20 protein-coding genes are annotated in these 24,576 nt (G+C 63.8%); 14 read left to right on the forward strand and 6 right to left on the reverse strand.

The genetic code is table 11. The features are described 5' to 3' along the window. Positions 1-183: 183 nt before the first annotated feature. The 3 genes from deoA to J2X54_RS15215 all read left to right on the forward strand — a co-directional run bounded on the left by deoA (position 184) and on the right by J2X54_RS15215 (position 3,708). Positions 184-1,506 carry a thymidine phosphorylase gene (gene deoA / locus J2X54_RS15205; protein ID WP_310181704.1) on the forward strand — a complete coding sequence of 441 codons (1,323 nt, stop codon included), beginning with the start codon at positions 184-186 and terminating at the stop codon, positions 1,504-1,506. Positions 1,507-2,087: 581 nt separating this feature from the next. Continuing rightward, complete coding sequence (locus J2X54_RS15210) at positions 2,088-2,492, forward strand: cytidine deaminase (protein WP_070252397.1); 405 nt, start codon at positions 2,088-2,090, stop codon at positions 2,490-2,492. A gap of 4 nt (positions 2,493-2,496) precedes the next feature. Continuing rightward, entirely contained in the window at positions 2,497-3,708 is a 1,212-nt protein-coding gene (locus J2X54_RS15215; RefSeq protein ID WP_310181706.1) for a nucleoside deaminase, read from the forward strand. On the opposite strand, the gene J2X54_RS15220 is transcribed toward J2X54_RS15215, so the two are convergent. Both J2X54_RS15220 and J2X54_RS15225 read right to left on the reverse strand, forming a co-directional pair. Continuing rightward, positions 3,705-4,133, reverse strand: a complete 429-nt coding sequence (locus tag J2X54_RS15220) for a VOC family protein (RefSeq protein WP_310181708.1) — start codon at positions 4,131-4,133, stop codon at positions 3,705-3,707. The genes J2X54_RS15215 and J2X54_RS15220 overlap by 4 nt on opposite strands. Positions 4,134-4,239: 106 nt before the next feature. After that, on the reverse strand, positions 4,240-4,497 hold the full coding sequence (locus J2X54_RS15225) for a hypothetical protein (RefSeq protein WP_310181710.1): 258 nt from the start codon (positions 4,495-4,497) through the stop codon (positions 4,240-4,242). Positions 4,498-4,790: 293 nt separating this feature from the next. Between J2X54_RS15225 and J2X54_RS15230 the strand changes: the two genes are divergently transcribed. Continuing rightward, a complete protein-coding gene (locus J2X54_RS15230) occupies positions 4,791-5,864 on the forward strand; it encodes a collagen-binding domain-containing protein (protein ID WP_310181711.1) in 1,074 nt (357 codons plus the stop codon). Between the two features lie 146 nt (positions 5,865-6,010). Here J2X54_RS15230 and J2X54_RS15235 read toward each other — a convergent pair whose 3' ends face one another. Further along, on the reverse strand, positions 6,011-6,679 hold the full coding sequence (locus J2X54_RS15235) for a TetR/AcrR family transcriptional regulator (protein ID WP_310181713.1): 669 nt from the start codon (positions 6,677-6,679) through the stop codon (positions 6,011-6,013). Positions 6,680-6,690: 11 nt separating this feature from the next. Continuing rightward, complete coding sequence (locus tag J2X54_RS15240; RefSeq protein WP_310181715.1) at positions 6,691-8,139, reverse strand: PLP-dependent aminotransferase family protein; 1,449 nt, start codon at positions 8,137-8,139, stop codon at positions 6,691-6,693. A gap of 180 nt (positions 8,140-8,319) precedes the next feature. Here J2X54_RS15240 and J2X54_RS15245 point away from each other — a divergent pair, with 180 nt between their 5' ends. The 8 genes from J2X54_RS15245 (at position 8,320) to J2X54_RS15280 (ending at position 18,996) form a co-directional block, all read left to right on the forward strand. After that, positions 8,320-9,636, forward strand: coding sequence for an aspartate aminotransferase family protein (locus J2X54_RS15245; RefSeq protein WP_310181717.1), 1,317 nt, complete (start codon positions 8,320-8,322; stop codon positions 9,634-9,636). 14 nt (positions 9,637-9,650) lie between these two features. After that, complete coding sequence (locus J2X54_RS15250; RefSeq protein ID WP_070252384.1) at positions 9,651-11,165, forward strand: CoA-acylating methylmalonate-semialdehyde dehydrogenase; 1,515 nt, start codon at positions 9,651-9,653, stop codon at positions 11,163-11,165. 49 nt (positions 11,166-11,214) lie between these two features. Continuing rightward, the gene (locus J2X54_RS15255) at positions 11,215-12,603 is read left to right on the forward strand and encodes an NAD(P)-dependent oxidoreductase (RefSeq protein ID WP_310181720.1); all 1,389 of its coding nucleotides are present in this window, start codon (positions 11,215-11,217) and stop codon (positions 12,601-12,603) included. Then, positions 12,596-13,888 carry an NAD-dependent dihydropyrimidine dehydrogenase subunit PreA gene (preA, locus tag J2X54_RS15260; protein WP_310181722.1) on the forward strand — a complete coding sequence of 431 codons (1,293 nt, stop codon included), beginning with the start codon at positions 12,596-12,598 and terminating at the stop codon, positions 13,886-13,888. The genes J2X54_RS15255 and preA overlap by 8 nt, the downstream gene beginning before the upstream one ends. A 134-nt stretch (positions 13,889-14,022) precedes the next feature. Next, positions 14,023-15,516, forward strand: coding sequence for an NCS1 family nucleobase:cation symporter-1 (locus J2X54_RS15265; protein ID WP_404990918.1), 1,494 nt, complete (start codon positions 14,023-14,025; stop codon positions 15,514-15,516). Positions 15,517-15,539: 23 nt separating this feature from the next. Continuing rightward, positions 15,540-16,928: a dihydropyrimidinase gene (gene hydA, locus J2X54_RS15270; protein WP_310181725.1), complete on the forward strand. Its 1,389-nt coding sequence runs from the start codon at positions 15,540-15,542 to the stop codon at positions 16,926-16,928. Positions 16,929-16,930: 2 nt separating this feature from the next. Beyond that, on the forward strand, positions 16,931-18,172 hold the full coding sequence (locus J2X54_RS15275) for a Zn-dependent hydrolase (RefSeq protein ID WP_310181728.1): 1,242 nt from the start codon (positions 16,931-16,933) through the stop codon (positions 18,170-18,172). Then, complete coding sequence (locus J2X54_RS15280; protein ID WP_310181730.1) at positions 18,169-18,996, forward strand: DUF6624 domain-containing protein; 828 nt, start codon at positions 18,169-18,171, stop codon at positions 18,994-18,996. The genes J2X54_RS15275 and J2X54_RS15280 overlap by 4 nt, the downstream gene beginning before the upstream one ends. An 85-nt stretch (positions 18,997-19,081) precedes the next feature. On the opposite strand, the gene J2X54_RS15285 is transcribed toward J2X54_RS15280, so the two are convergent. After that, entirely contained in the window at positions 19,082-20,842 is a 1,761-nt protein-coding gene (locus tag J2X54_RS15285) for an allantoate amidohydrolase (RefSeq protein WP_310181732.1), read from the reverse strand. A gap of 90 nt (positions 20,843-20,932) precedes the next feature. Beyond that, a complete protein-coding gene (locus tag J2X54_RS15290) occupies positions 20,933-21,871 on the reverse strand; it encodes a LysR substrate-binding domain-containing protein (RefSeq protein WP_070252375.1) in 939 nt (312 codons plus the stop codon). 123 nt (positions 21,872-21,994) lie between these two features. Here J2X54_RS15290 and J2X54_RS15295 point away from each other — a divergent pair, with 123 nt between their 5' ends. Next, a complete protein-coding gene (locus J2X54_RS15295; protein ID WP_310181735.1) occupies positions 21,995-23,227 on the forward strand; it encodes a urate hydroxylase PuuD in 1,233 nt (410 codons plus the stop codon). Between the two features lie 8 nt (positions 23,228-23,235). After that, a complete protein-coding gene (locus J2X54_RS15300) occupies positions 23,236-24,474 on the forward strand; it encodes an ArgE/DapE family deacylase (RefSeq protein ID WP_310181736.1) in 1,239 nt (412 codons plus the stop codon). The last annotated feature ends 102 nt before the right edge of the window (positions 24,475-24,576 follow it).

Consider the following 24,576-nt stretch of genomic DNA (forward strand, 5'->3'; position numbering starts at 1 on the left):
GTCCGAATGACTCGCAGCGTTTAATCCGTCGTCCTCGCGAACGCGGGGACCCATAGAGCGCGTGAATGCACGCTCAGTATGGCCCCCCGCTTGCGCGAGGGCGACGGGGTTTCAGGGCCGGCGCTCTTCTTGGAGCCGTCGGCCCGTATCGCTTTTACCCCAAATTATCGAGCGGAGAATCGCATGTTTTTACCTCAAGAGATCATACGCAAGAAGCGCGACGGCGGCATCCTGTCGGCCGCAGAGATCCAGTTCTTCGTCGGCGGCATCACCACCAAGAGCATCACCGAAGGCCAGATCGCCGCACTGGCGATGGCTGTCTATTTCAAGGACATGACCATGGATGAACGGGTGGCGTTCACCCTGGCCATGCGCGACTCCGGCGAAGTGCTGGACTGGCGCTCGCTCGACCTGCCAGGCCCCGTGGTGGACAAACATTCCACCGGCGGCGTGGGCGACGTGGTGTCGCTGCTGCTGGGCCCCATGATTGCTGCGTGCGGCGGTTTCGTGCCGATGATCTCGGGCCGTGGCCTGGGCCACACCGGTGGCACGCTCGATAAATTCGATTCGATTCCCGGCTACTCCACCGTGCCGGACAACGCCTTGTTCCGCAAGGTGGTCAAGGAAGTGGGCGTGGCCATCATTGGCCAGACGTCGTCGTTGGCGCCATCCGACAAGATTTTTTACGGCGTGCGCGACGTCACCGCCACCGTGGAATCGGTGGCCATGATCACCGGCTCGATCCTGTCGAAAAAGCTGTCGGCCGGCCTCGATGCCCTGGTGATGGACGTGAAAGCCGGCACCGGCGCCTTCATGCCGACGTACGAAAAATCGGTGGAACTGGCAGAGAGCATCGTCCAGGTGGGTAATGGCGCGGGCATGATGACGTCGGCCATCCTGACCGACATGAACGAATCGCTGGCGCCGTACGCCGGCAACGCGGTCGAGGTGCGCGGCGCGATCGACTACCTGACCGGCAAGTCGCGTCCCGCGCGCCTGCACGAGGTGACCATGGCGCTGTGCGCCGAGATGCTGGTGCTGGGCAAACTGGCCGCCACCGACGCGGAAGCGCGCGCCAAGCTGCAGGCGTCGCTCGACAGCGGCGAAGCGGCCGAACGCTTCGCGCGCATGGTCACGGCCCTGGGCGGCCCGGCCGACCTGATGGACAATCCGGACAAGTACCTGGAACGCGCGCCGATCATCGTGCCGGCGCCGGCGCTGGTCTCCGGTTATGCAGCGACCACCAACTGCCGCGAGATCGGCCTGGCCGTGGTCTCACTTGGCGGTGGCCGCCGCCGCGCAGCCGACCCGATCGACTTCGCGGTCGGCCTGACCGGCCTGGTGGGACTGGGCGAGAAGATCGACGCCGGCCAGCCGCTGGCGACGGTACACGCACGCACGCAGGAAGCGGCCGACCAGGCCATCCGCGAGATCCAGGCCGCGTACGTAATCGGCGAAACCGCTGCTGTTGCCAATCCGGTGGTGTACCGCACCATCCGCCCATAAGCTCAACGCCAACGACAACGACAACGACAATGACAACGACAACCCTTAACCGCCAATCCGTCATTCCCGCGAAGGCGGGAATCCATAGACCACATGCTTCGTGGTAAAACATGGCGAAGCTGACGCGACTCACAGGTTCTATGGATTCCCGCCTACGCGGGAATGACGGATTACAGGATAACTTACGAATTCCCGCCTGCGCGGCAATGACGGAATACAGGGTAACTTACGAATTCCCGCCTGCGCGGCAATGACGGAATACAGGATAACTTACGGATTCCCGCCTGCGCGGCAATGACGGATTACAGGATAACTTACGAATTCCCGCCTGCGCGGCAATGACGGAATACAGGATAACTTACGGATTCCTGCGGGCGCGGGAATGACGGAATACAGGATAACTTACGGATTCCCGCCTGCGCGGCAATGACGGAATACAGGGTAACTTACGAATTCCCGCCTGCGCGGGAATGACGGAATACAGGATAACTTACGGATTCCTGCGGACGCGGGAATGACGGAATACAGGATAACTTACGAATTCCCGCCTGCGCGGGAATGACGTTTCAGAGGACAACGACATGAACAAACAAGAACTGATCGCCGAAGCCACCGCCGCGCGCCTGAAGGCCTACACGCCGTACTCGAACTTCAAGGTCGGCGCCGCGCTGCAAACCCGCGACGGCAAGGTCTTCCATGGCTGTAACGTGGAAAACGCCGCCTATGGCCTGTGCAATTGCGCCGAGCGCACCGCCTTCTTCAGCGCCTTTGCCCACGGCTACCAGCCCGGCGATTTCGACCAGCTGGTCGTGATCGGCGAGACCGACGGCCCGATCGCCCCCTGCGGCGCTTGCCGCCAGGTGATCCTGGAGCTGGGTGGCGACGAGCTGCCGGTGCTGCTCACCAACCTCAAGGGCGACATCCTTGAGACTACGGCCGCCGCCCAGCTGCCCAACGGGTTCGGCCGCGCCGACCTGAAGAAGTAACTCCTTGGTCTTCAAGAAGACAATCGATGTGCAGGCCGCCGTTGCCATCGCGGCAGCCGAGGCCATCGCCGCCAAGACCCAGGGCACGTTCGGCGTCGGTGGCCTGATGCTCGATCAGCACGGCAACGTGCTCAAGTCGCTGCACAACAACGTAATCCGGCATGGCCTGGTGTTCGACCCCACCGCGCACGGCGAACGCCAGTTGATCGACTGGTACTATGCCGAGCGCGCCCGTGGCCGTGCGCTGCCGGCGCCCGGGGACATCACCATCGTCACCACGCTCGACCCGTGCTGCATGTGCAGCGGCGCGATCCTGGCCGGCGGCTTCAACGTGGTGGCCGCCGCCCCCGACCGCATCGCCGGCATCAACTATGACTGCGACGCCAGGTTCGGCGCGCTGCCGGCTGGCTTGCGCGCCCAGGCGCAGCGCAGCTTCAGCTACCCGGCGGTGCTGGGCGCCTCGCTGTATGCGCGCGCCGGCGCCGGCGCCACGCCGCGGTCGTTCTTCATCGGTAAAACCATTGCGGAAGCCACCCAGGCGCTGTGCGCGCTGGCGTTCGAGGCCACTTCGCGCGAAGTGGTGGCGCTGTTCGGCGCCGACCGCGCGCGTGAACAGCTGCGCGACCCGGCCACGCTGGCGCCGGATCACCGCATCGTACGCGCCCTCAAGCAACTGCATCCGGATGCGCTGACCTACCGCTGCGCGCCCCATGTGCCGGACGCCGGCCTGGCGCCGTTCCTGCGGCAGGCCATGGTCCGCGCGGAAGAGGGCGATGCCGTGGCCCTGCTCGACGCCTTCGGTAACCTGCTGCTGTGCATGTCCGGCAAGCGGGCGCAGTCGGGTATTCGCAGCGCCTTCATGGAAACCACGCGCGCGTATGCGCAGCTGCGCTACAAGCTGATGGACGGCGCCAGCGCCGCACAGCAGGAAGAGGTGCGGCTGTACCTGGGCCATCCGCGCGAAGGCACGTTCGTGTTCGCGCACGGACCGGACCACGGCGCGGTGAGTTTCATGGACCTGGGCGCCTGGGCTTCGACCATGGAGGGGCCGCTGCCGGCGCATAATCCGGCGCAGTTGCAGTACGTGGCGCCGCGCATCGATGCGGCGGCCCTGGCTGCCGTGTGCGCCGCCATGCCGCCGTTGTACCGGGAAGTGATCGGACTCAATCCCACGCAGGTGCGCGACCACGCGCTGGTGGCGGCGCTGGCAAGTTAGGTGAGCTGCGGGTCGTACGTGCCCACGCTCCAGATATGCCCCTCCGGATCGCGGCAGGTAAAGCCCCGGCCGCCGTAGTCTTCATCCTTGATGTCGAGCAGGATGTCGGCGCCGCTCTCGAGCACCCGGCTGTAAACATGGTCGGCGTCGTTGACCACCAGGTAGGTGCTTTGCGTGACGAATTGCCCGACCTCGGCAGGCTGTTTCATCAAGCGGCCGAACTCGGTATTGAAAACCGAGCTGAGCATGATCATGCCGTGACCGAAGACCAGCTGGGCGTGGGCGATGGTGCCGTCGTCGTTGGGCACCATCACTTGCGCTTCGAAGCCGAAGGTGTCGCCGAGCCACTTGATGGCGGTCGGCGCATCGCGGTAGCGCATGCAGGGCACGACGTTGCACAAGGTTTGCTTGGGGATGCTGGTCATGGTTCCTCCTCTGCGGAAAGTGGAACTGTTACGATCAACGAACGGCAAATTAGTTCGAGTGAAATCCAGTATAGCCTGATCGCGCTCAAGCGAAATCACCGTCAGTTCATTGCAGCGGTTCCTTGACGGTGCGGCCGCGCATGCCGTCGCAGCCGCCCAGCGCCAGCTTGACCAGCAAGAAGATGGCAAACAGCGTCAACGCCAGCGGCAGGATGCTGACGATAAAGGCCAGCACCAGCGCGCAACCCAGCAGCGCCGGCCAGGACAGGCGGCGGATGGTGCGTGCGCCGTAGCGCAGCGCCTGGGTGAAGGCGCGGGTAATTTCATCGACAACGTTGCCGGTGTTGTGGAAAAAGTTGCTCATGGTGGTCTCCCTGGGTCAGTGTGGTTGATGACGTCACTTTAGCCGCGCCGGGCGCGGCAAGGGGGCGGTTTCCGATCAACTGCGGTTTTGGCGGGACAAGCGGTCGTTGCGCGCGACCAGCGGGCGCGCTGGCGGGTGGGCGACAGCGGGTGTCGCGAAAAAAAATTGTAAATTGCAAAGAATAAAGTATTCAAAATGCAATTGTGGTGCTATCATCGCAATCATTGTTGTGGTTATGAAATCTAATTGATCGATATCACAACGCCCTACTAATTTCCTTAGGATAAGTCTCCATGATGGTTCGTACCTGCCTCGCCCTTGCCGCTGCCACCCTGTTTGCTGGCGCTGCACACGCCGCACCATTGACGGCCGACGAAATGCTCAAGCAATTCAACGTGGTGGTGAAGGGCGACATGACCTCGACCTCGCACGTCGATGGCCGTACCTATGTCGCCGGCAACCTGCAGGGCGGCGATTATGTCCAGCACGCTTCGGACACCGCCAAGTCGGCCTATGCCGGCCTGACCGTCGGCGGTAACGCCAGCGGCAACCTGCATGTGAACGGCCTCGGCGCCGTGGTGGGCGGCAACGCCAACGGCATCATCGTCAACTCCGGCCAAACCTACGTGGGCGGCAGCGCCACTTCGACGACGTTCAACGGCAACGCCTGGGTGGCTGGCGCCGCCAACGGCGTCAACTTCAATGGCGCAGGCCACGCCGCCAGCTACACCAATACCAACAACAATAACAAGTTGGCCGCGACGACCGCTGAGATGAACAGCACCCGCGCCGCCGCCAGCAGCACCGACTTCAGCAACGTCATGAACAATATGAGCACCAAGCTGTCGGCGCTCAAGGGCAGCAAGGACGCGGCTGTGGCGATTGCCGGCAACAAGGTCACCTTCAGCGGTACCGGCAACGCCAACGGCGTGCTGGTGTTCGACCTGACCTCGCTCGACAGCCAGATCTTCGCATCGAATATCGGCGAGTTCGCGTTCAACCTGAACAAGGCCAGCACGGTGATCTTCAACACCGACAACAAGGCGCTGTCGCTGAGCGCCAATTTCCTGGCCCCAAACAGCCTGGGTAGTTCGCTGATCTGGAACTTCGCGGGCGCCACCAGCGTGACCGTGGATCGCACCTTCGTCGGCCAGGTACTGGTGGCTGACGGCACGTTCAGCAACCGGGGCGGCGCCAACGTCGAAGGCGGCGTTTACGCCAAGGCGTTCAATCAGCAAGGCGAAGTCCACCTGCAACAATTCAGCGGCAGCCTGGCTACCGCCGTGCCGGAGGCGGAGACTTACGCCATGATGCTGGCGGGCCTGGGATTGCTCGGCTTCATCGCCCGCCGCCGCAAGAGCGCCTGACAAGCCACTCAGCGCGGCGTTGCAGCGCCTTGCCGTACGCTCGTACTGTCTGCGGCCCTGCGCCTTGCCCTGAGCGGTTGTCAGGCGCTCTTGGTCCCTGAAAAGTCGTTAAAGGCGGCGTTGCAGGGCCTTGCCCTGAGCGGTTGTCAGGCGGTCTTGCTTGCTGCCGGTACGGTGACAGTGGCGAGGACCATGTCGACGATCAGCTGTTCGGCGTCGTCGAAATCCTTTTTTACCAGCTGCTTGCGGTTCAGTACCAGCGCCATCTGCGGTGCGAAGTCGGCGTAGGACTGGGTCATGGCCCAGATGGCGAACAGCAGGTGGGTGGCGTTGACCGGTGCGATCTTGCCGGCTGCGATCCACTGCTCGAACACCGCGATATCCTTGCGCAGCAGTGGCACCACGCGGCGCTGGATCTGCGCCCCATACAGCTGGGCGCCACTGATCACCTCCATTGCATACACGCGCGACGCCCACGGCTGCTCGCGCGAAAACTTCAGCTTGGCCTGCACGTAGGCGCGCAGCACCGCCTGCGGTTGCTGGTCGGCCGCCCCCAGGCTCTCCATCCGTGCCAGCCAGTCGTCGAGCACATCGTCGAGCACCCGCTCGTACAGGGCCTGCTTGGTGGGGAAGTAGTACATCAGGTTCTGCTTCGACAGGCCGGCCTGGTCGGCGATGGTGGCGATCGAGGCGCCCTCGTAGCCGCTTTCGGCAAACACTTTCACGGCAACTGCCACGATGTCGGCTTCGAGCTTGTCGCGGTTGATCACCCTGCGCTTGATCCTGGGTGCGGCTTCCAATTTGGTGATCGACATATTCGGCTCTCTCAGGCAGGGCGCACCGACTGCAGGAAGTCCAGCAGCTGCGGGTGGTTGCTGTAGGCGACATTGAAACGGAACCAGACCGACTCGGGCTGGCGCAGCATGAAAAAGTCGCATGGCGAGAGCAGGATGCCGGCCTTGAGCGCGGCGTCGGCGATGGTCTTGCCGTTGCAGTCGGCGCGAGGCTGTTCTTGCCAGCCAGCCGAGACGAACATGCCCCCGCGCGGCTTCGCTATCGGCGCCATGCCGATCCCGCGCAGGCTCTCGATGGTGCGCTCGCGGCCGGATTCCAGTTGCGCCACCAGCTTGTCCACCATGCGTTTATACGGCCGCGCGCTGATGGCGTGATACACGGCGCGCTCGTTGATCTCGGACGTGGTGAGCCCCGCCAGCATTTTCACCCGCAGCAGCTCGGGCAGCAGCGAGGCGGACGCACAGATCGACCCCACCCGCAGCACCGGCGACAGCGTCTTGGAAAAGCTGCCCACCCGGATCACGCGACGCAAGCCGTCCATCGCCGCCAGCGACGCTTCGCCGCGCTGCGCCAGCTCGCGGTAGATATCGTCTTCCACCAGCCAGAAATCGAACTGCTCGGCCAGGGCCAGCAACCGGTGCGCCTGCGCCGCCGACAGCGACGTGCCCAGCGGGTTTTGCAGCACCGTGTTGACGAACATGAGCTTCGGTTGCGTCATGGCCGCCTGGCGCGCCAGCAGTTCGACGTCGATGCCGTTGTCACCGCGGGGGATGCCCACCGCGATGCAGCCGTGGTGCAGGATCAGCGAGTGCAGGTTGCTGTAGCCGGGGTCTTCGACGAAGACCGTGTCGCCGGGGCGGGTGAGGGTGCGCAAAATCAGGTCGAACGCGTGGGTGGCGCCGTGGGTGAGCAGGATCTGCTCGGGATCGACCGGGAACAGGTCGTCGCTGAGCGTGGCGGCCAGGTGGTGGCGCAGCGTGGGAAAACCCATCGAGTGGCCGTAGCCGCGCAGGCGGTTCGACGGAATGCGCATGGCGTGGCGCACGGCGTCGAGCACGGTGTCGTCGCCGTACCACTCGGGCGGCAGCCAGCCCACGCCGGCGGCCAGCGCCTCGGACACGCCCGAATACAGGTCCGGGGTGAGGGCGTCGATTGCAGTCGGCATGGTGTGCAGGGCCATCGGCGTCAGCGCTGGCGGCAGGTCCTGGCGCGCGACAAAATAACCGGAACCGCGGCGCGACATCAACAGGCCCAGCGTGACCAGGCGGTCGTACGACTCCACAACTGTAAAGGTGCTGATGCCATTACACTTGGCAAACTGCCGCACCGACGGCATTTTAGTGCCGATTCGTAACTCGCGGCGGCCCACCATGGCAGAGATCGCGGCCACGATCTGCTCGACCAGGCTGCCCTTTTTGCTGCGCTCTATGGCGAGAACGGGCCAGTCGGCTTGATCGACCGCAACGTTTCCATCCTCCATGCTTGACTCCCCTGGTGCACAAATCAAAACTGTACTGTTTTTACCACCAATACGGTTGGGCTGTTTTACCGTCTTTGTATATGTGCCATAGTTATATCGCTGACTATTATTGCATCATCGTTTTGCCACTTGTAAAATTTTTTTACGGGTCGTCAAAAGTTCCCCTTCATGGAGATATGCATGAACCTGTCCCGCCCCGACTCCATGGCATCGTTCTGGATGCCCTTCACTAACAACCGCGATTTCAAGGCCAATCCGCGCCTGCTGGTCTCCGCCGAAGGCATGTACTACAAGGATGTCGATGGCAACACCATCCTCGACGGCACCGCCGGCCTGTGGTGCGTACCGTGCGGCCACGCCCAGCCCAGGATCGTCGCCGCCGTGCGCGAAATGGTGGGCCAGCTCGACTTCGCGCCCACGTTCCAGATGGGCCACCCGGCCGCGTTCGAGCTGGCCGACCGCCTGATGGAGTACACCAACCACCGCTTCGGCCACGTCTTTTACACCAACTCCGGCTCCGAGGCTGTCGATACCGCCCTGAAGATGGCGCTGGCCTACCACCGCGCGCGCGGCGAGGCAGGCCGCACCCGCCTGATCGGCCGTGAGCGCGGCTACCACGGCGTGGGCTTCGGCGGCATCTCCGTCGGTGGCATCGCCGGCAACCGCAAACCGTACGGCGTGATGCTGCCCGGCGTCGATCACCTGCCGCACACCCACAACCTGGAAAAGAACGCCTACACGCGCGGCGAACCGGAACACGGCTTCGAGCTGGCCGACGAACTCGAACGCATCGTCACCCTGCACGACGCGTCCACCATCGCGGCCGTGATCGTGGAGCCGGTGGCCGGTTCCACCGGCGTGCTGGTGCCGCCCAAGGGTTACCTGAAGCGCCTGCGCGAGCTGTGCACCAGGCACGGCATCCTGCTGATTTTCGACGAAGTGATCACCGGCTTCGGCCGCCTGGCCACGCCGTTCGCGGCCGACTACTTCGACGTCGAACCGGACCTGATGACCACCGCCAAGGGCCTGACCAATGGCACCATCCCGATGGGCGCGGTGTTCAGCAAACAGCACATCCACGACGCCTTCATGGACGCGCCGCCGGGCATCGAACTGTTCCACGGCTACACGTATTCCGGCCACCCGATCGCATGCGCGGCAGCCCTGGCCACGCTGGAAGTGTTCAAGGAACAGGACATCCTCGGCCACGCGGCCGGCATGGTCGAGTACTGGACCGATGCCGTGCATTCGCTCAAGGGCCTGCCGCACGTGATCGACATCCGCACCATCGGTCTCGTGGCCGGCATCGAACTGGCGCCGATTGCCGGCAAGCCCGGCACGCGCGCGTTCGCCGCGTTCAAGCAGGCATTTGCGGACGGCGTGTTGATACGCGTGACCGGCGACATCATCGCGCTCTCGCCGCCGCTGGTGCTCGAGAAAAAACACGTCGACGAATTGTTCGGCAAGCTGTCCGCGATCTTGAACAACCTCGATTGAAGCGGAACCACCATATGAGCAACCTCGACAGCAAGCTGGACACCATCACCCACTTCATCAACGGCGCCAAGCAGGACACGGCATCGGGTCGTTATGCGGATGTCTTCAACCCGGCCCTGGGCGAGCCGGTCGCCCGCGTGGCGCTGGCCAGTGCGGAAGAAGTGGACGCCGCCGTGCACGCAGCCGAAGCGGCGTTTCCTGCGTGGTCCGCCACGCCGCCGCTGACGCGCGCCCGCGTGCTGTTCAAGTACCTGCAACTGTGCCAGCAGCACATCGACGATTTCGCGGCGGTGGTCACGCTCGAACACGGCAAGACTTTTGCTGACGCCCAGGGCGAAGTGGCGCGCGGCATCGAGATGGTGGAGTTTGCGGTCGGCATTCCGCAAATGCTCAAGGGCGAATTCACCGAGCAGATTTCGCGCGGCATCGACGCCTGGTCGGTGCGCCAGCCGCTCGGCGTGGTGGCCGGCATTACGCCATTTAACTTTCCGGTGATGGTGCCGATGTGGATGTTCCCGCTCGCTATCGCCTGCGGCAATACCTTCGTGCTGAAACCGTCCGAACGCGATCCTTCGGCGTCGCTGCTGCACGCCAAATTGCTCAAAGAAGCGGGCCTGCCCGATGGCGTGTTCAACGTGGTGCAGGGCGACAAACTGGCGGTCGATGCGCTGCTCGATCACCCGGCGATCCAGGCGCTGAGCTTTGTCGGCAGCACGCCGATTGCCGAATACATTTATGCACGCGGCTGCGCGGCCGGCAAGCGCGTGCAAGCCTTGGGTGGCGCAAAAAACCACATGGTGGTCATGCCCGACGCCGACATGGACATGACGGTGGATGCCCTGATGGGTGCGGCGTTCGGCTCGGCCGGCGAGCGTTGCATGGCCATTTCCGTGGTGGTGGCGGTGGGCGACGCCGGCGACAAAATCATCGATGCACTGGCACAGCGCACGGCCGCACTGAAAGTGCGCGACGGTATGGCGCATGACGCCGAAATGGGGCCGGTGGTATCGAGCGCCGCCAAGCAGCGCATCGAAAAACTGATCGGCGAAGGCGTGGCGCAAGGCGCAACGCTGGTGGTCGATGGTCGCAACCACGTAGTGCCCGAACGCGAAAACGGCTTCTTCGTCGGCGGCACCTTGTTCGATCATGTCACGCCCGACATGAGCATTTACAAGGAAGAGATTTTCGGCCCCGTGCTGTGCATCGTGCGCCTACCCGACGTGGGCAGCGCGGTGGAACTGATCAATCGCAACGAGTACGGCAACGGTGTGGCGATCTACACGCGCGACGGCGGTACCGCGCGCGAGTTCGTGCGGCAAATCCAGGTGGGCATGGTGGGGGTGAATGTGCCACTGCCGGTACCGATGGCGTTCAACAGTTTCGGCGGCTGGAAGCGCAGCCTGTTCGGCGATCATCACGCCTACGGACCGGAAGGCGTGCGCTTTTACACGCGGCATAAAGCAGTGATGGAACGCTGGCCCAATACCTCGACGGCTGGCGCGGAATTTGCATTCCCCCAGATGAAGTAAGGCCGCTCTCGGGCATCACGTTCACACCAAGCAATTCGCCAGGAAAAAGATGATGATCGAATCTCTGAACTACATGCCGCATCCAAAGCAAGCCAATGCCCAACTGGCTTCCCACTTCACCGACCTGGCGCCTGCGCTCAATGCGCGCCAGGCCGCCATCGAAAGCGCGCGCTGCCTGTACTGTTACGACGCACCATGCACGCGCATCTGCCCGACCGGCATCGACGTCGCCAGTTTCATCCGCAACATCCACGATGAGAACATCAACGGCGCAGCCACCGGCATCCTCAAGCAGAACATTTTTGGCGGCAGCTGCGCGCGCGTGTGCCCCACCGAAATCCTGTGCGAAGACGCCTGCGTGCGCAACCACGACGCTGAAGGCCAGCCCGTTAAAATCGGCCTGCTGCAACGCTACGCAGTGGACAACATGACGCTCACCGCCCATCCATTTACGCGCGCCGCCGCTACCGGCAAAACCATTTCGGTGGTGGGCGCCGGACCGGCGGGGTTGTCGTGCGCGCACCGGCTGGCCATGCTGGGCAACGACGTGGTGGTGTTCGAGGCGCAGGAAAAATCGGGCGGCCTCAACGAATACGGCATTGCCAAATACAAGCTGACCGACAACTTCGCGCAGAAGGAAGTGAACTTCCTGCTCGAAATCGGCGGCATCGAGATTCGCCATGGTCACAAGCTCGGCGCCAACCTGCAACTGAAAGATCTGCATGCACAGTACGACGCCGTGTTCCTCGGCCTGGGCCTGGGCGCCAGCAAGCAGCTGGGCCTGACCGGCGAAGATGCACCGGGCCTGCTGGCAGCGGTGGACTACATCGCCGAACTGCGCCAGGCTAGCGACCTCGCTGCCTTGCCGCTGCCATCGCGCGCCATCGTCATCGGCGCCGGCAACACCGCCATCGACATGGCGGTGCAGATCCAGCGCCTCGGTGCGGAGGAAGTAACGCTGGTGTACCGCCGTGGCTTCGAGGCGATGAGCGCCACCGAGCACGAACAGCACATCGCCAAGGAGAACCAGGTGCGCATGCGCACGTGGGCGCAACCGCAGCAGGTGCTGCTCGACGACGCGGGCCGCGTGCGCGGCATGCGTTTCGAGCGCACCACCGATATCAGTGGCCGCTTGACCGGCACCGGCGAGACGTTCGAGATCGCGGCCGACGCCATCTTCAAGGCCATTGGCCAGGGTATGGATACAAGCAGCATCAGCGATCCGCTCGCTGCCACGCTCAAGCGCGACGGCGAAAAAATTCATGTCGATGACCGGTTCCGCACCGTGCTGCCGAAGATCTACGCCGGCGGCGACTGCGTGGCGCCGGGACAGGACCTGACGGTGCAGGCGGTACAACACGGCAAGCTGGCAGCGCACGCCATCCACAGCGACATCAACCCTAATATCCACCTCAAACCGGAGGCCGCACATGGCTGACCTGAGCATCGAATTTTGCGGCATCAAATCGGTCAATCCGTTCTGGCTCGCGTCCGCACCGCCCACCGACAAGGCCTACAACGTGGTGCGCGCCTTTGAAGCCGGCTGGGGCGGCGTGGTGTGGAAAACGCTCGGTGAAGACCCGGCAGCCGTCAACGTCTCGTCGCGCTATTCCGCCTTGTATGGCAAGAACCGCGAGGTGATCGGCTTTAACAACATCGAACTGATTACCGACCGTTCGCTCGAGATCAACCTGCAGGAAGTCACGCAGGTCAAGCAGGACTGGCCCGATCGCGTGATCATCGTCTCGCTGATGCTGCCGTGCGAAGAAAAGCTGTGGGCCGACATCCTGCCGCTGGTGGAAGCGACCGGCGCCGACGGCATCGAACTCAATTTCGGCTGCCCGCACGGCATGCCGGAGCGTGGCATGGGCGCGGCCGTGGGCCAGGTGCCCGAGTACGTGGAAATGGTCACGCGCTGGTGCAAGACTCACAGCAAGCTGCCGGTCATCGTCAAGCTCACGCCCAACATCACAGACGTGCGCGCGCCGGCCCGTGCAGCCAAGGCTGGCGGGGCCGATGCGGTCTCGCTGATCAACACCATCAACTCGATCACGCACCTGGACCTGGACCAGATGGTGGCGTACCCGGTCGTCGGCGGCGCCAGCACCCACGGCGGTTACTGCGGCACGGCGGTCAAGCCGATCGCACTGAACATGGTGGCGGAAATCGCCCGCGATCCGGCCACCGCCGGCTTGCCGATTTCCGGCATCGGCGGTATCGGCAACTGGCGCGACGCGGCCGAGTTCATGGCGCTGGGATCTGGCTGCGTGCAGGTGTGCACGGCCGCCATGCTGCATGGCTTCCGCATCGTCGAAGAGATGAAGGACGGCCTGTCGCGCTGGATGGACCAGAAGGGTTACACCAGGGTGAGCGACTTTGTCGGCAAGGCCGTGCCCAACACCACCGACTGGAAATACCTGAACATGAACTACCAGGTCATCGCCCAGATCAACCAGGACGACTGCATCAAGTGCGGCCGCTGTTACGTGGCGTGCGAAGACACGTCGCACCAGTCGATCAGCCAGTTGATCGACGCTGCCGGCGTGCGCACCTACGAGGTGATCAAGGACGAATGCGTGGGCTGCAACCTGTGCGAGATCACCTGCCCGGTGCAGGGCTGCATCACGATGGTGCCGCAGCATACCGGCAAGCCGTACATGAACTGGACCCAGGACCCGCGTAACCCGCGCGCGGAGCGGCCTGCGGTGGCGGAGACTGTCTGATCTTCCTGGGTACGAAACTTGCAGCAGTCACACCGAAGACCGACGAGCCGTCATTCCTGCGCAGGCGGGAATCCAATTGACGGCGCAGCGTTGGATTCGCAGAAGCTTGTCGATCAACCTTTGGAGTCCGCCCCGTGACCGTGAATAACCCCAGCAAAACGAGCAGCACGCAATTGTGGAATGAAGACCTGGCGCCGACCACCGCCGCGCAGCGTACCTGGCGCTGGTATCACTTCGCGGCGCTGTGGGTGGGCATGGTGATGTGCATCCCGGCGTACACCTTGTCGGCCAGTTTGATCGAGGGCGGCATGTCGGGCTGGCAGGCGGTGATGACAGTGTTCATTGCGAATGCCATCGTGCTGTTGCCGATGCTGTTGATCGGCCACGCGGGCACCAAGTTCGGCATTCCGTACGCGGTGCTGGCGCGGGCGTCGTTCGGCACGGCCGGCGCCAAGCTGCCGGCACTGATGCGCGCCATCGTCGCCTGCGGCTGGTACGGCATCCAGACCTGGTTCGGCGGGCAGATGATTTACACCTTGCTCGGTGTGCTGATGGGCGGCGAGATCGGTGGCGCAAAAATCGCCATCCTCGGCATCAATGGTACGCAGTTGCTGTGTTTCCTGGGGTTCTGGGCCATCCAGCTGTACTACATCGTGCACGGCATGGAATCGATCCGCAAGCTCGAAACCTACACCGCACCTTTGAAAATCCTGATCTGCTTCGTCCTGCTGGGCTGGGTGCACAGCAAGGCCGGCGGCTTCGGCGACCTGCTGTCGGCGCCGTCGCAGTTTGTTGAAGGCGGCAAGAAGGCGGGCCAGTTCTGGTCAGTATTCTGGCCATCGCTGACCGCCATGGTCGGTTTCTGGGCCACGCTGGCCCTGAATATTCCCGACTTTACCCGTTTTGCCAAAACCCAGCGCGACCAGGTGGTGGGACAGTCGGTGGGCCTGCCGGTGCCGATGGCGCTGCTGTCGATGATGGCGGTGATCGTCACCTCGGCCACCGTGGTCCTGTACGGCAAGGCGATCTGGGATCCGGTGGACCTGGCCAGCCGCATGACCGGCGTGGCCGTGCTGGTGGCGCTGATCATCCTGCTGATCGACACGGTGTCGGTCAACCTGGCGGCCAACCTGGTGGGTCCGGCCTACGATTTCTCGGCGCTCGCGCCCAGCAAGATCACCTACCGCACTGGCGGCTACCTGACGGCGGCAATCGCCATCGTCATGATGCCGTGGAAAATACTGGAGTCGACCGAGGGCTATATCTTCACCTGGCTGATCGGCTACTCGGCGCTGCTCGGTCCCATCGCCGGCATCCTGATCGTTGACTACTACCTGGTGCGCAAGACCGAGCTCAATGTCGATGAGCTGTATCGCGAGGACGGGCAGTACTCTTACGGGAATGGGTGGAACATGGCCGCACTGGTGGCGTTCATCATCGGCGTGTTGCCCAATATTCCCGGCTTTCTCAACGCCGCCTTCCCGGCCTCGTTCCCGGACGTGGGCGAATTGTTCAAAACGATTTATACGTATGCCTGGTTTGTCGGCGTGGCCATTTCGGCCACCGTCTACGGCATCATGATGAAGGGGAAGACCGTGCCTGCCGTCGGCGCGCCGGTTCACTCTTGACGTTAGAAAAACAGGAGACCTGTATGACCACCATTATCCGGGGCGGCACCGTCGTCAACGCCGACCGCGCCTTCCGCGCCGATGTGCTGTGCTACGGCGACAAGATCGTGGCCGTGGGCGAGAACCTCGACGCTCCGGCGTCGGCCAGGGTGATCGACGCCAGCGGCCAGTACGTGATGCCGGGCGGGATCGACACCCATACCCACATGAATCTGCCCTTCATGGGCACCGTCACCGCCGACGATTTTTTCACCGGCACGGCAGCCGGACTGGCCGGCGGCACCACCACCATCATGGACTTCGTGATACCCGCGCCGAAGCAGAACCTGATCGAAGCCTACCAGCAGTGGCGCGAGTGGTCCGCCATGTCGGCCGGCGACTACACCTTCCACGTGGCGATCACCTGGTGGGACGATACCGTGCACCGCGACATGGGCATCCTGGTGCGCGACCATGGCGTCAACAGCTTCAAGCACTTCATGGCATACAAGAACGCCATCATGGCCGACGACGAAACCCTGGTCAAAAGCTTCCGCCGGTCGCTGGAACTGGGGGCGATTCCGACCGTGCACGCGGAGAACGGTGAGCTGGTGTACCAGCTGCAGCAGGACCTGCTGAAAAAGGGGCTGACCGGTCCCAGCTCGCATCCGCTGTCGCGCCCTCCGGCGGTGGAAGCGGAAGCGGCCAACCGCGCCATCGCGATTGCCAATGTATTGAACACCCCGGTGTACATCGTCCACGTCTCGTGCGCAGAGTCGCTGGACGCGATTACCCGCGCGCGGTCCAACGGCCAGCGAGTATACGGCGAAGCGTTGGCCGGCCACCTGGTGATCGACGACAGCGTGTACCAGAGCGACGACCTGGAGTTTGCGGCGGGCCACGTGATGAGCCCACCGTTTCGCAGCAAGCATCATCAAAAGGCGCTGTGGAACGGCCTGCAAAGCGGCAACCTGCATACCACTGCCACCGACCACTGCACCTTCTGCGCCGAGCAAAAAGCAGCCGGCAAAGACGATTTCACCAAGATCCCCAACGGCTGCGGCGGCGTGGAAGACCGCATGTCGGTGGTGTGGGATGCGGGCGTGAATACCGGCGTGCTCACGCCGTCGGAATTCGTCCGTGTGACCTCCACCAACGCCGCGCAAATCTTCAACATCTATCCGCGCAAGGGCGTGATTGCGGTCGGTGCGGACGCCGATATCGTGGTGTGGGACCCGGATGGCACCCGCACCATTTCGGCCAGAACCCAGTTCGCCAAGGGCGGCTTCAATGTGTTCGAAGGGCGCACCGTCAAGGGGATCCCGTCCACCACGCTGGCGGCGGGCGTGGTGGTATTTCATCGCGGCGAACTGATGGCGGTGGCCGGTGCTGGCCGCCACATCGACCGCCCTGCATTCAACCAAGGAGCCTGACCATGACCGACATGCGCATCAATGGCGACCGCCTGTGGGCGGCGCTGATGGAACTGGCCAAAATTGGCGCGACCGCCAAGGGCGGCGTCAAGCGCCTGGCGCTCACCGATCTCGATCAACAGGGCCGCGACCTGGTGGTCGGGTGGGGCAGGGAAGCCGGCATGTCGATCACCATCGACCAGATCGGCAACGTCTTCATGCGCCGCGACGGCGCCAACAACGCGCTGCCTCCGGTGATGACCGGCAGCCACATCGACACCCAACCCACCGGCGGCAAGTTCGATGGCAATTACGGCGTGCTGGCCGGGCTGGAAGTGGTGCGCACCCTGAACGATTTGAACATCCAGACCGAGGCGCCGATCGAGGTGGCCTTCTGGACCAACGAGGAAGGGTCGCGCTTCGTGCCGGTGATGATGGGCTCCGGCGTATTCTGCGGCGCTTTCAGCCTGGAGACCGCGTACGCTGCGAAGGACACCGATGGCAAGACCGTGGGCGAGGAACTGGAGCGCATCGGCTACAAGGGCGACCAGGTGCCGGGCCAGCATCCGATCGGCGCTTATTTCGAAACCCATATCGAGCAAGGCCCGGTGCTGGAAGACGCCGACAAGGTGATCGGCGTGGTGCCGGCCGTGATGGGCCTGTCGTGGTACGACTGCGTGGTGACCGGCATGGAAGCGCACGCCGGCCCCACGCCGATGGGGCTGCGCCGCGACGCCTTGCAGGTGTCGACGTTGATCATGCAGGAAGTGGTGGCGATTGCCAACCGCTACCCGCCATACGGTCGCGGCACGGTGGGCATGGTGCAGGTGTTCCCCAACAGCCGCAACGTGATTCCGGGCGAAGTCAAGTTCAGCATCGACCTGCGCAACGTCAACGACGAACTGCTCAACACCATGCACGGCGAGCTGCTGGCCTTCCTCGACCAGGCCCGCAGCGACACCGGCTTGACGATCGCGCTCGAACGCGTGTCGTACTATCCGCCATGCCCGTTCCATCCCGACTGCGTGGACGCGGTGCGCAGCGCCACCGCCAAGCTGGGATACTCGACCATGGACGTGGTATCGGGCGCCGGCCACGACGCCATTTATGCGGCCCGGCTGGCGCCGTCGGGCATGATTTTCGTGCCGTGCAAGGACGGCATCAGCCACAACGAAATCGAGGACGCCAAGCCGGAGCACCTGGAGGCCGGATGCAATGTGCTGTTGCATGCGATGCTGGAGCGGGCGGGCAGGGTGGCGTCTTGAGGCTACGCTGGTTGTTGACTGCCGCGCTACTGGGGCTAACGCAGGTCAGCCATGCCCAGGAGAGTCTGAGCCAGACCACGATCTCGTTTTATGCCAACGGCAAGCCAGTTGGCGGCATGATTTTTCCGATCGGGGGCACGGTGGAATTCAGGGCTGTGTCCAACAAGACCGAGAGCGATGACAAGCGCATACGTTACGCCGACAACGTGCAGGGAAGATTGACGCCACCGGCGGGCCAGCCGATCGTTTTTTTCGGCGAAGACGTCGTCATGTCGAGGGAATCCATCAGTGCCGAACGTGCCAGGGCCGTGCAGGACCTGGTGAAGATGTCGGCGTCCGACCAGTTGTACCGTGGACGGGACGCCACCGGCGCCAGCCTGACCGACGAAGACTGGCGGCAGCAAACTGCCATCGATGTCGCCAACACCAAGCGTTTGTCGGAAATTGTCGACACCTTCGGCTGGCCCGGCCTGCGCTTTGCCGGCGCGGCGTCGCAGACCGCCTTCCTGGTATTGCAGCACTCAGATAATGCCACCCAGCGCAAGTACCTGCCCCTGCTGCGCCAGGCCGTGGAGCGTCACGATGCGCTGGGCGCGCAGCTGGCGCTGCTGGAGGACAGGCTACGCGTAGCCGAGGGCAAGCCACAACTCTACGGCAGCCAGCTGGTTGGCGAGCCATTGCATTTTCAGCCGATCGAGGACGAGGCCAACGTCGATGCCCGCCGCCGCAGCATCGGGCTTTCCAGCATGGCAGAATACGCCAAGCTGTTCGGGCTGGTGTATGTGCCGGTCACGGCCGACAAGAACAGCACACCACAACCTTGAGTTCGGGGTCAGTGCCGACATTCAGACACGAGCTCTGCCATGATCTGTTGAGGCCGTGTCCGAATGTCGGCACTGACCCCGAAGCTTAGAAGTTTCGGATGAAATCGAGTAGCACCCGCGCGGCGATGTCGGCGTCGTCCGCAGTCATGGTTTCCAGCGGATTGTGGCTGATGCCGCCGTTGCCGCAGCGGGTGAACAGCATGGCGACGTCGGTCATCGCTGCCATTGCCATCGCGTCGTGGCCGGCGCCCGAGAGCAGATCGAAGCGCGGCAGGCCGGCGCGTTCCACGGCGGCGCCCAACTGGTCCATCAGGCGCGGCGCGCAGGGTGCGGCGGCCGCATCGACGATCTGTTCGAGCGCGAACTCCACCTGGCGGCGTTCGCAGATGGCGGCAATACCATCCAGTACATCCCGCACCGCTGCCAGCCGCACCGCGTCGTCGGCCGCGCGGATGTCGAGCGAGAGCTTGCAGGCGCCGGGGATCACGTTGACCGAGCCGCCCGGCACTTCCAGCTGGCCCACGGTGCCGACCAGCGAGGGCGCCTGCGCGCAGCGCTGTTCGACCAGCAGCACGATTTCTGCCGCAGCGGCGGCGGCGTCCTTGCGCATGACCATCGGCGTGGTGCCGGCGTGGCTGGCCAGGCCGGTCAGTTGCACCAGGAACCGCGAGCTGCCGGCAATCGCCGTCACCACGCCCAGCGCCAGGTCGCGCTGCAGCAGCACCGGGCCTTGTTCGATATGCACTTCCACGAAGGCGAGCAGTTCTTTCGGCTTGCGGGCGATGTCGGGAATGCGGGTGAAGTCGTGGCCGGCGGCGGCCAATGCTGCGCGCATCGAGATGCCGTCGGCGTCCTGCTGGTCGAGCAGCGCCAGGTCGAAGCGGCCGGTGATCGCGTTACTGCCCAGGAAGGTGCTCTTGAAGCGCACGCCTTCTTCTTCGGCAAAGCCCACCACCTCCAGGTGGAACGGCAACTGCTCGCCGAGTTGGTGCAGGTGGCGCACGATGGCGATCGGCAGCAGGATGCCCAGGCGCCCGTCGTACTTGCCGCCGTTGCGCACGGTGTCGTAGTGGGAGCCGGTCATCAGGGTCCTGGCGCCCGGTGCATCGGAGCGGTACACGCCGACCACGTTGCCCACCGCATCGATGTGGGCGTCCATGCCGGCTTCGGTCATCCAGTCGCGCAGCTGCGCGGCGGTGCGCTGGTGGGCCGGTGTCAGGTAGGCGCAGGTGAGGTCGAAGTCCTGGTCTTCGCCCACTTCCACATCGCTCCAGGCGGCGATGGTTTCCGCCCACTCCATGATGGCGGGGCCGAAGGCGAGCGTGACGCCCAGCAGGTCGTTCAGGCGGATCTCGGCGATGCGCTTTATCTGGCGCAGGCATTCGGCGATTTCGTCGGGCCGGCGGTTTTTCAGGCGGCGGGCAAAGGCGGCGATCACCTGGCGCCGCGTGAGGCCCTTGCCGGTGGGACCTTTGACCGCCAGGATGAACGGGAAGCCGAATTTGGCGTTGTAGTCGGCGTTGAGCTGGTGCAGCGTGGCGTATTCCTCGGCGCTGCACAGGTGCAGGCCGGACGCCGCCTGTTCGCTGGTGGACTCCATCGTGAGCTGGCCGGCGACCGCGGCCTTGCCGGCCAGTTCCGGGTGCTCGCGGATCAGGCCCAGTTGCTCGTCGAGCGTGGCGCGTGTGACCACGTCCTGCAAGGCCAGCTTCAGCGCGGTTTCACTGGTGAACGGGCGCCGGGCGGCGGCGCGTTCGGGGATCCATGGCGAGTGTTCGTAGATGCCTCGCAGGCTGTCGATGAAGGTGGCGGCGTCGCAGCGATTGAGCTCGGAGAGGGTGGTCATGGCGTGGGTGTCCGTTATGTAGCCCCGATAATAGCGCGCGTGGCGTAGGCGTGACATATGCGGCGCCAGGTAGGAGCTATAGCCGCACGCTTACTTCAGCACCAATCCCTTGGCCGCAGCCGCCACCTGGTCTCTTAACCACTTGTGTTCCGGCGCCTGGTGCACGCGCTCGTGCCACAGCTGGTAAAAGCGCATTGCGGGGAACTTGACCGGCAGCGCGTAGGTCTTCAACGGCATCTGCTTTTCGTACTGGCGCACGAACTGACGCCCGGTGGTCAGTACCAGGTCGGTCTGCGCCAGCATGTTGGGGATCAGGCCAAAATATGCCGACTCCACCACCACGTTGCGCTGCAAGCCCTGGCGGTCGAGGAAATCGTCGATCACGCCCAGGTAGCCTGGCATCAGCTGGGTGGGCGCCACGTGGGGCAGGGTGAGGTAGTCGTCGAGCGTCATGGCGTCGCTGGGGGTGCGCAGCGCGTACGGGCAGTCGGCGCGCATCACGCAGGTGATCGGGTCTTCGAACAGCTTGGACATGTGCAGGTGCTCGGGCGGTTCGTCCCAGTTGGCGATCACCAGGTCCATGTCGCCGTCCGACAGCAGCCGCACGTAGTCCACGCGAGGACCGAGGCTGTGGATCTTGACGCGGCTATTCGGTGAGCCGCGTCGTAAAAGCGCAACAAGATTGGGCAGGAACTGGCTGTCGAGATAATCGGGCGCGGCCACGTGGAAAGTGCGCGCTTCGATCTGCGGCACGAACGGCGACTTTTTCAGGAACAGGTTCTCGGTCTCGTCGAGGATGCGCTTGGCCGGCAGCAGCAGGCTCTCGCCGTGCTGGGTAGGCACCATGCCACGGGCGCCGCGCACCAGGATCGGATCGCCGGTCAGCTCGCGCAGCTTGCGCAGCGAGGCCGAGATCGAGGGCTGCGGCTGATTGAGCTTGAGCGCCACCCGCGAGACGTTTTTCTCCACCAGCAGCATGTACAGGATGCGGATCAGGTGCAGGTCCAGGTGTTGCGGCAGAGCGGCCATGAAAAGTCTTGTTCAGGTTATACGGGATACGATATGTTTAATATACTCGATAGTTCATGTGCATTGCAGCATTTGCGGCTATCTTCTGTAAATTAGCCACAGCCCTGACCTGAAAGACTAGCCATGGAATTGTTCGCGTACCTCGTCCCGTATGGCCTCGAATGGCTCAACCTCCTGGTACGCTGGCTCCACGTCATCACCGGCATCGCCTGGATCGGTGCGTCGTTCTATTTCGTGTGGCTCGATAACTCGATCCGGCCACCGGCGCCGGGTTCGGAACTGGCAAAAAAAGGCGTGTCGGGCGAACTGTGGGCGGTCCACGGCGGCGGCTTTTACAATCCGCAAAAATACCTGGTGGCGCCGGCCGAACTGCCGAAGGAGCTGCACTGGTTCAAATGGGAAGCCTATTCCACCTGGCTGTCCGGCATCGCGCTGCTGACGATCGCCTACTACTTCAACGCCCAGGCCATGATGATCGACAAATCGGTGGCCGACATCACCAGCTGGCAGGCGGTGGGCATCGGTATCGGTACCCTGGTCGTCGGCTGGACCGTGTACGACCTGCTGTGCCGCTCACCGCTGGGCAAGCATGACTTCTGGTTCGGCGTGGTGATCTTTATCCTGATCGTTGCCGCCGCATATGGCCTGACCCATGTGCTCAGCGGCCGCGCAGCGTACATCCACGTGGGGGCGCTGATCGGCACCATCATGGTGGGCAATGTGCTGATGCTGATCATTCCCGGCCAGCGCAAGATGGTCGAAGCCATGTCGGCCGGCCGCATGCCGGACCCGGTGCACGGCCAGAAGGCCAAGCAGCGCAGCGTGCACAATAACTACTTCACCTTGCCGGTGCTGTTCATCATGATCAGCAACCATTACGCGATGACGTACCGCCACGAGTACTCGTGGCTGGTGCTGGCCATGATCATGGCGGCCGGAGTGTTCATCCGCCACTTCTTCAACTTGCGCCACAAGGGCCGCGTGGAGTGGCGCTATCCGGTGATCGGCCTGGCGCTGCTGGCGGCGGTGGCCGTGGCGATTGCACCAGCGCGCCCGGTGGCCGTAGCGAGCGCGCCCGCCGTCGATCCGCAGTCATCTGCGAAAGAATTCGCGCAAGTGAAAACCATCATCGACCACCGCTGCGTGGCGTGCCACGCGGCGCAACCGAAGCAGGCAGGCTTTGCGGCCGCGCCGGCCGGAATCATGCTCGAGAACGAGGCGGAGATTCGCCAGAACGCCGAGAAGATCTACAAGCAGACGGTCCAGTTGAAAGCCATGCCACTGGCGAACCTGACGCAGATGACCGACGCCGAACGCGCACAAATCGCCGCCTGGTACGAGGCCGGTGCAAAATGAAGGACATCATGAACGACCAAAAAAAAGCACAACTGGCGCAGTGGATCGACGCCCACTTCGACGAACAGGTGGGCGTGCTCCAGCAACTGCTGCGCATCCCCACCGATACCCCGCCCGGCAACAACGCGCCGCACGCAGAGATGGTGGCGCAACTGGTGCAAGCCTACGGGTGGACCGCCGAGCAGCACGCGGTTCCGCAAGAACAGGTGCGCGACTACGGCATGGAGTCCATCACCAACCTGATCGTACGCCGCCCGTACGACAGCGGCGGCCCCACTCTTGCGCTGAATGCCCACGGCGACGTGGTGCCGCCCGGTGACAACTGGACCTATCCGCCCTACGGCGGCGTGATTGATAACGGCTACATCTACGGCCGCGCCGCCGCGGTCTCCAAGTGCGACTTCGCCACCTACATCTTCGCCACCCGCGCCCTGGAAGCGCTGGGCGTGCCGTTGCGAGGCGCGCTGGAACTGCACTTTACCTACGACGAGGAATTCGGCGGCCTGCTGGGCCCCGGCTGGCTGCTCGAACGAAAGCTCACCAAGCCCGATTACGTGATCGCCGCCGGCTTCAGCTACAACATCGTCACCGCCCACAACGCCTGCCTGCAACTGGAAGTGACCGTGCACGGCAAGTCCGGCCACGGCGCCATGCCGGAGACGGGCCACGACGCCTTACAGGCGGCCACTCGCATCCTCAACGCCATCTACGACGAGCTGCCCGAGCTCAAAAAGATCAAGTCGAAGATTGCCGGCATCGACTCGCCGACCATGCTGGTGGGTCGCATCGACGGCGGCACCAATACCAATGTGGTGCCGGGCAAGGTGGTGCTCAAGCTCGATCGGCGCATGATTCCCGAGGAAGACCCGGTGCAGGTGGAGGCGCAGGTGCGGGCGCTGATCGAGAAAGCTGTGACGGGGCAGGAGGGCATCACGCTCGAGATCCGGCGGCTGCTGCTGTCGCACGCGCTGCGCGAACTGCCCGGCACCGCGCAACTGGTGGCCAGCCTCCAGCACAATGCCCAAACCTACCTGGGCGAGACCATTCCTGCCCAGGGTACGCCGTTGTACGCGGATGCGCGCCTGTACGGCGAACACGGGATGCCGGCGGTGCTGTACGGCGCCGGCCCGCGCACGGTGCCCGAATCGAACGCCAAGAAGGCCGACGAGCGCCTCAGCCTCGACGACTTGCGCAACGCGACCAAGGTGGTGGCCGCCACGCTGCTGGATTTCCTGCAGAAAAAGTAAATTGGCGTAAGTGACACGAAAAGTGGCCCGAAACCGGCCCCGCCGCACAATTGTGCGCACCAGTATTGCCGTATGATACGAATGTTTCCCTCATTCCGGCCG

Origin of the sequence: Duganella sp. 3397, from assembly GCF_031456625.1 — a bacterium.
GTDB classification, from domain to species: domain Bacteria; phylum Pseudomonadota; class Gammaproteobacteria; order Burkholderiales; family Burkholderiaceae_D; genus Rugamonas; species Rugamonas phyllosphaerae.

Excerpts from the sequence above, each read along its gene's own strand:
- hydA (WP_310181725.1), top strand. The coding sequence starts at position 15,540 with ATGACCACCATTATCCGGGGCGGCACCGTCGTCAACGCCGACCGCGCC.
- J2X54_RS15225 (WP_310181710.1), bottom strand. The coding sequence starts at position 4,497 with ATGAGCAACTTTTTCCACAACACCGGCAACGTTGTCGATGAAATTACC.
- preA (WP_310181722.1), top strand. The coding sequence starts at position 12,596 with ATGGCTGACCTGAGCATCGAATTTTGCGGCATCAAATCGGTCAATCCG.
- J2X54_RS15220 (WP_310181708.1), bottom strand. The coding sequence starts at position 4,133 with ATGACCAGCATCCCCAAGCAAACCTTGTGCAACGTCGTGCCCTGCATG.
- J2X54_RS15255 (WP_310181720.1), top strand. The coding sequence starts at position 11,215 with ATGATGATCGAATCTCTGAACTACATGCCGCATCCAAAGCAAGCCAAT.
- deoA (WP_310181704.1), top strand. The coding sequence starts at position 184 with ATGTTTTTACCTCAAGAGATCATACGCAAGAAGCGCGACGGCGGCATC.
- J2X54_RS15235 (WP_310181713.1), bottom strand. The coding sequence starts at position 6,679 with ATGTCGATCACCAAATTGGAAGCCGCACCCAGGATCAAGCGCAGGGTG.
- J2X54_RS15295 (WP_310181735.1), top strand. The coding sequence starts at position 21,995 with ATGGAATTGTTCGCGTACCTCGTCCCGTATGGCCTCGAATGGCTCAAC.
- J2X54_RS15275 (WP_310181728.1), top strand. The coding sequence starts at position 16,931 with ATGACCGACATGCGCATCAATGGCGACCGCCTGTGGGCGGCGCTGATG.
- J2X54_RS15230 (WP_310181711.1), top strand. The coding sequence starts at position 4,791 with ATGATGGTTCGTACCTGCCTCGCCCTTGCCGCTGCCACCCTGTTTGCT.
- J2X54_RS15300 (WP_310181736.1), top strand. The coding sequence starts at position 23,236 with ATGAACGACCAAAAAAAAGCACAACTGGCGCAGTGGATCGACGCCCAC.
- J2X54_RS15245 (WP_310181717.1), top strand. The coding sequence starts at position 8,320 with ATGAACCTGTCCCGCCCCGACTCCATGGCATCGTTCTGGATGCCCTTC.
- J2X54_RS15290 (WP_070252375.1), bottom strand. The coding sequence starts at position 21,871 with ATGGCCGCTCTGCCGCAACACCTGGACCTGCACCTGATCCGCATCCTG.
- J2X54_RS15240 (WP_310181715.1), bottom strand. The coding sequence starts at position 8,139 with ATGGAGGATGGAAACGTTGCGGTCGATCAAGCCGACTGGCCCGTTCTC.
- J2X54_RS15285 (WP_310181732.1), bottom strand. The coding sequence starts at position 20,842 with ATGACCACCCTCTCCGAGCTCAATCGCTGCGACGCCGCCACCTTCATC.
- J2X54_RS15210 (WP_070252397.1), top strand. The coding sequence starts at position 2,088 with ATGAACAAACAAGAACTGATCGCCGAAGCCACCGCCGCGCGCCTGAAG.
- J2X54_RS15250 (WP_070252384.1), top strand. The coding sequence starts at position 9,651 with ATGAGCAACCTCGACAGCAAGCTGGACACCATCACCCACTTCATCAAC.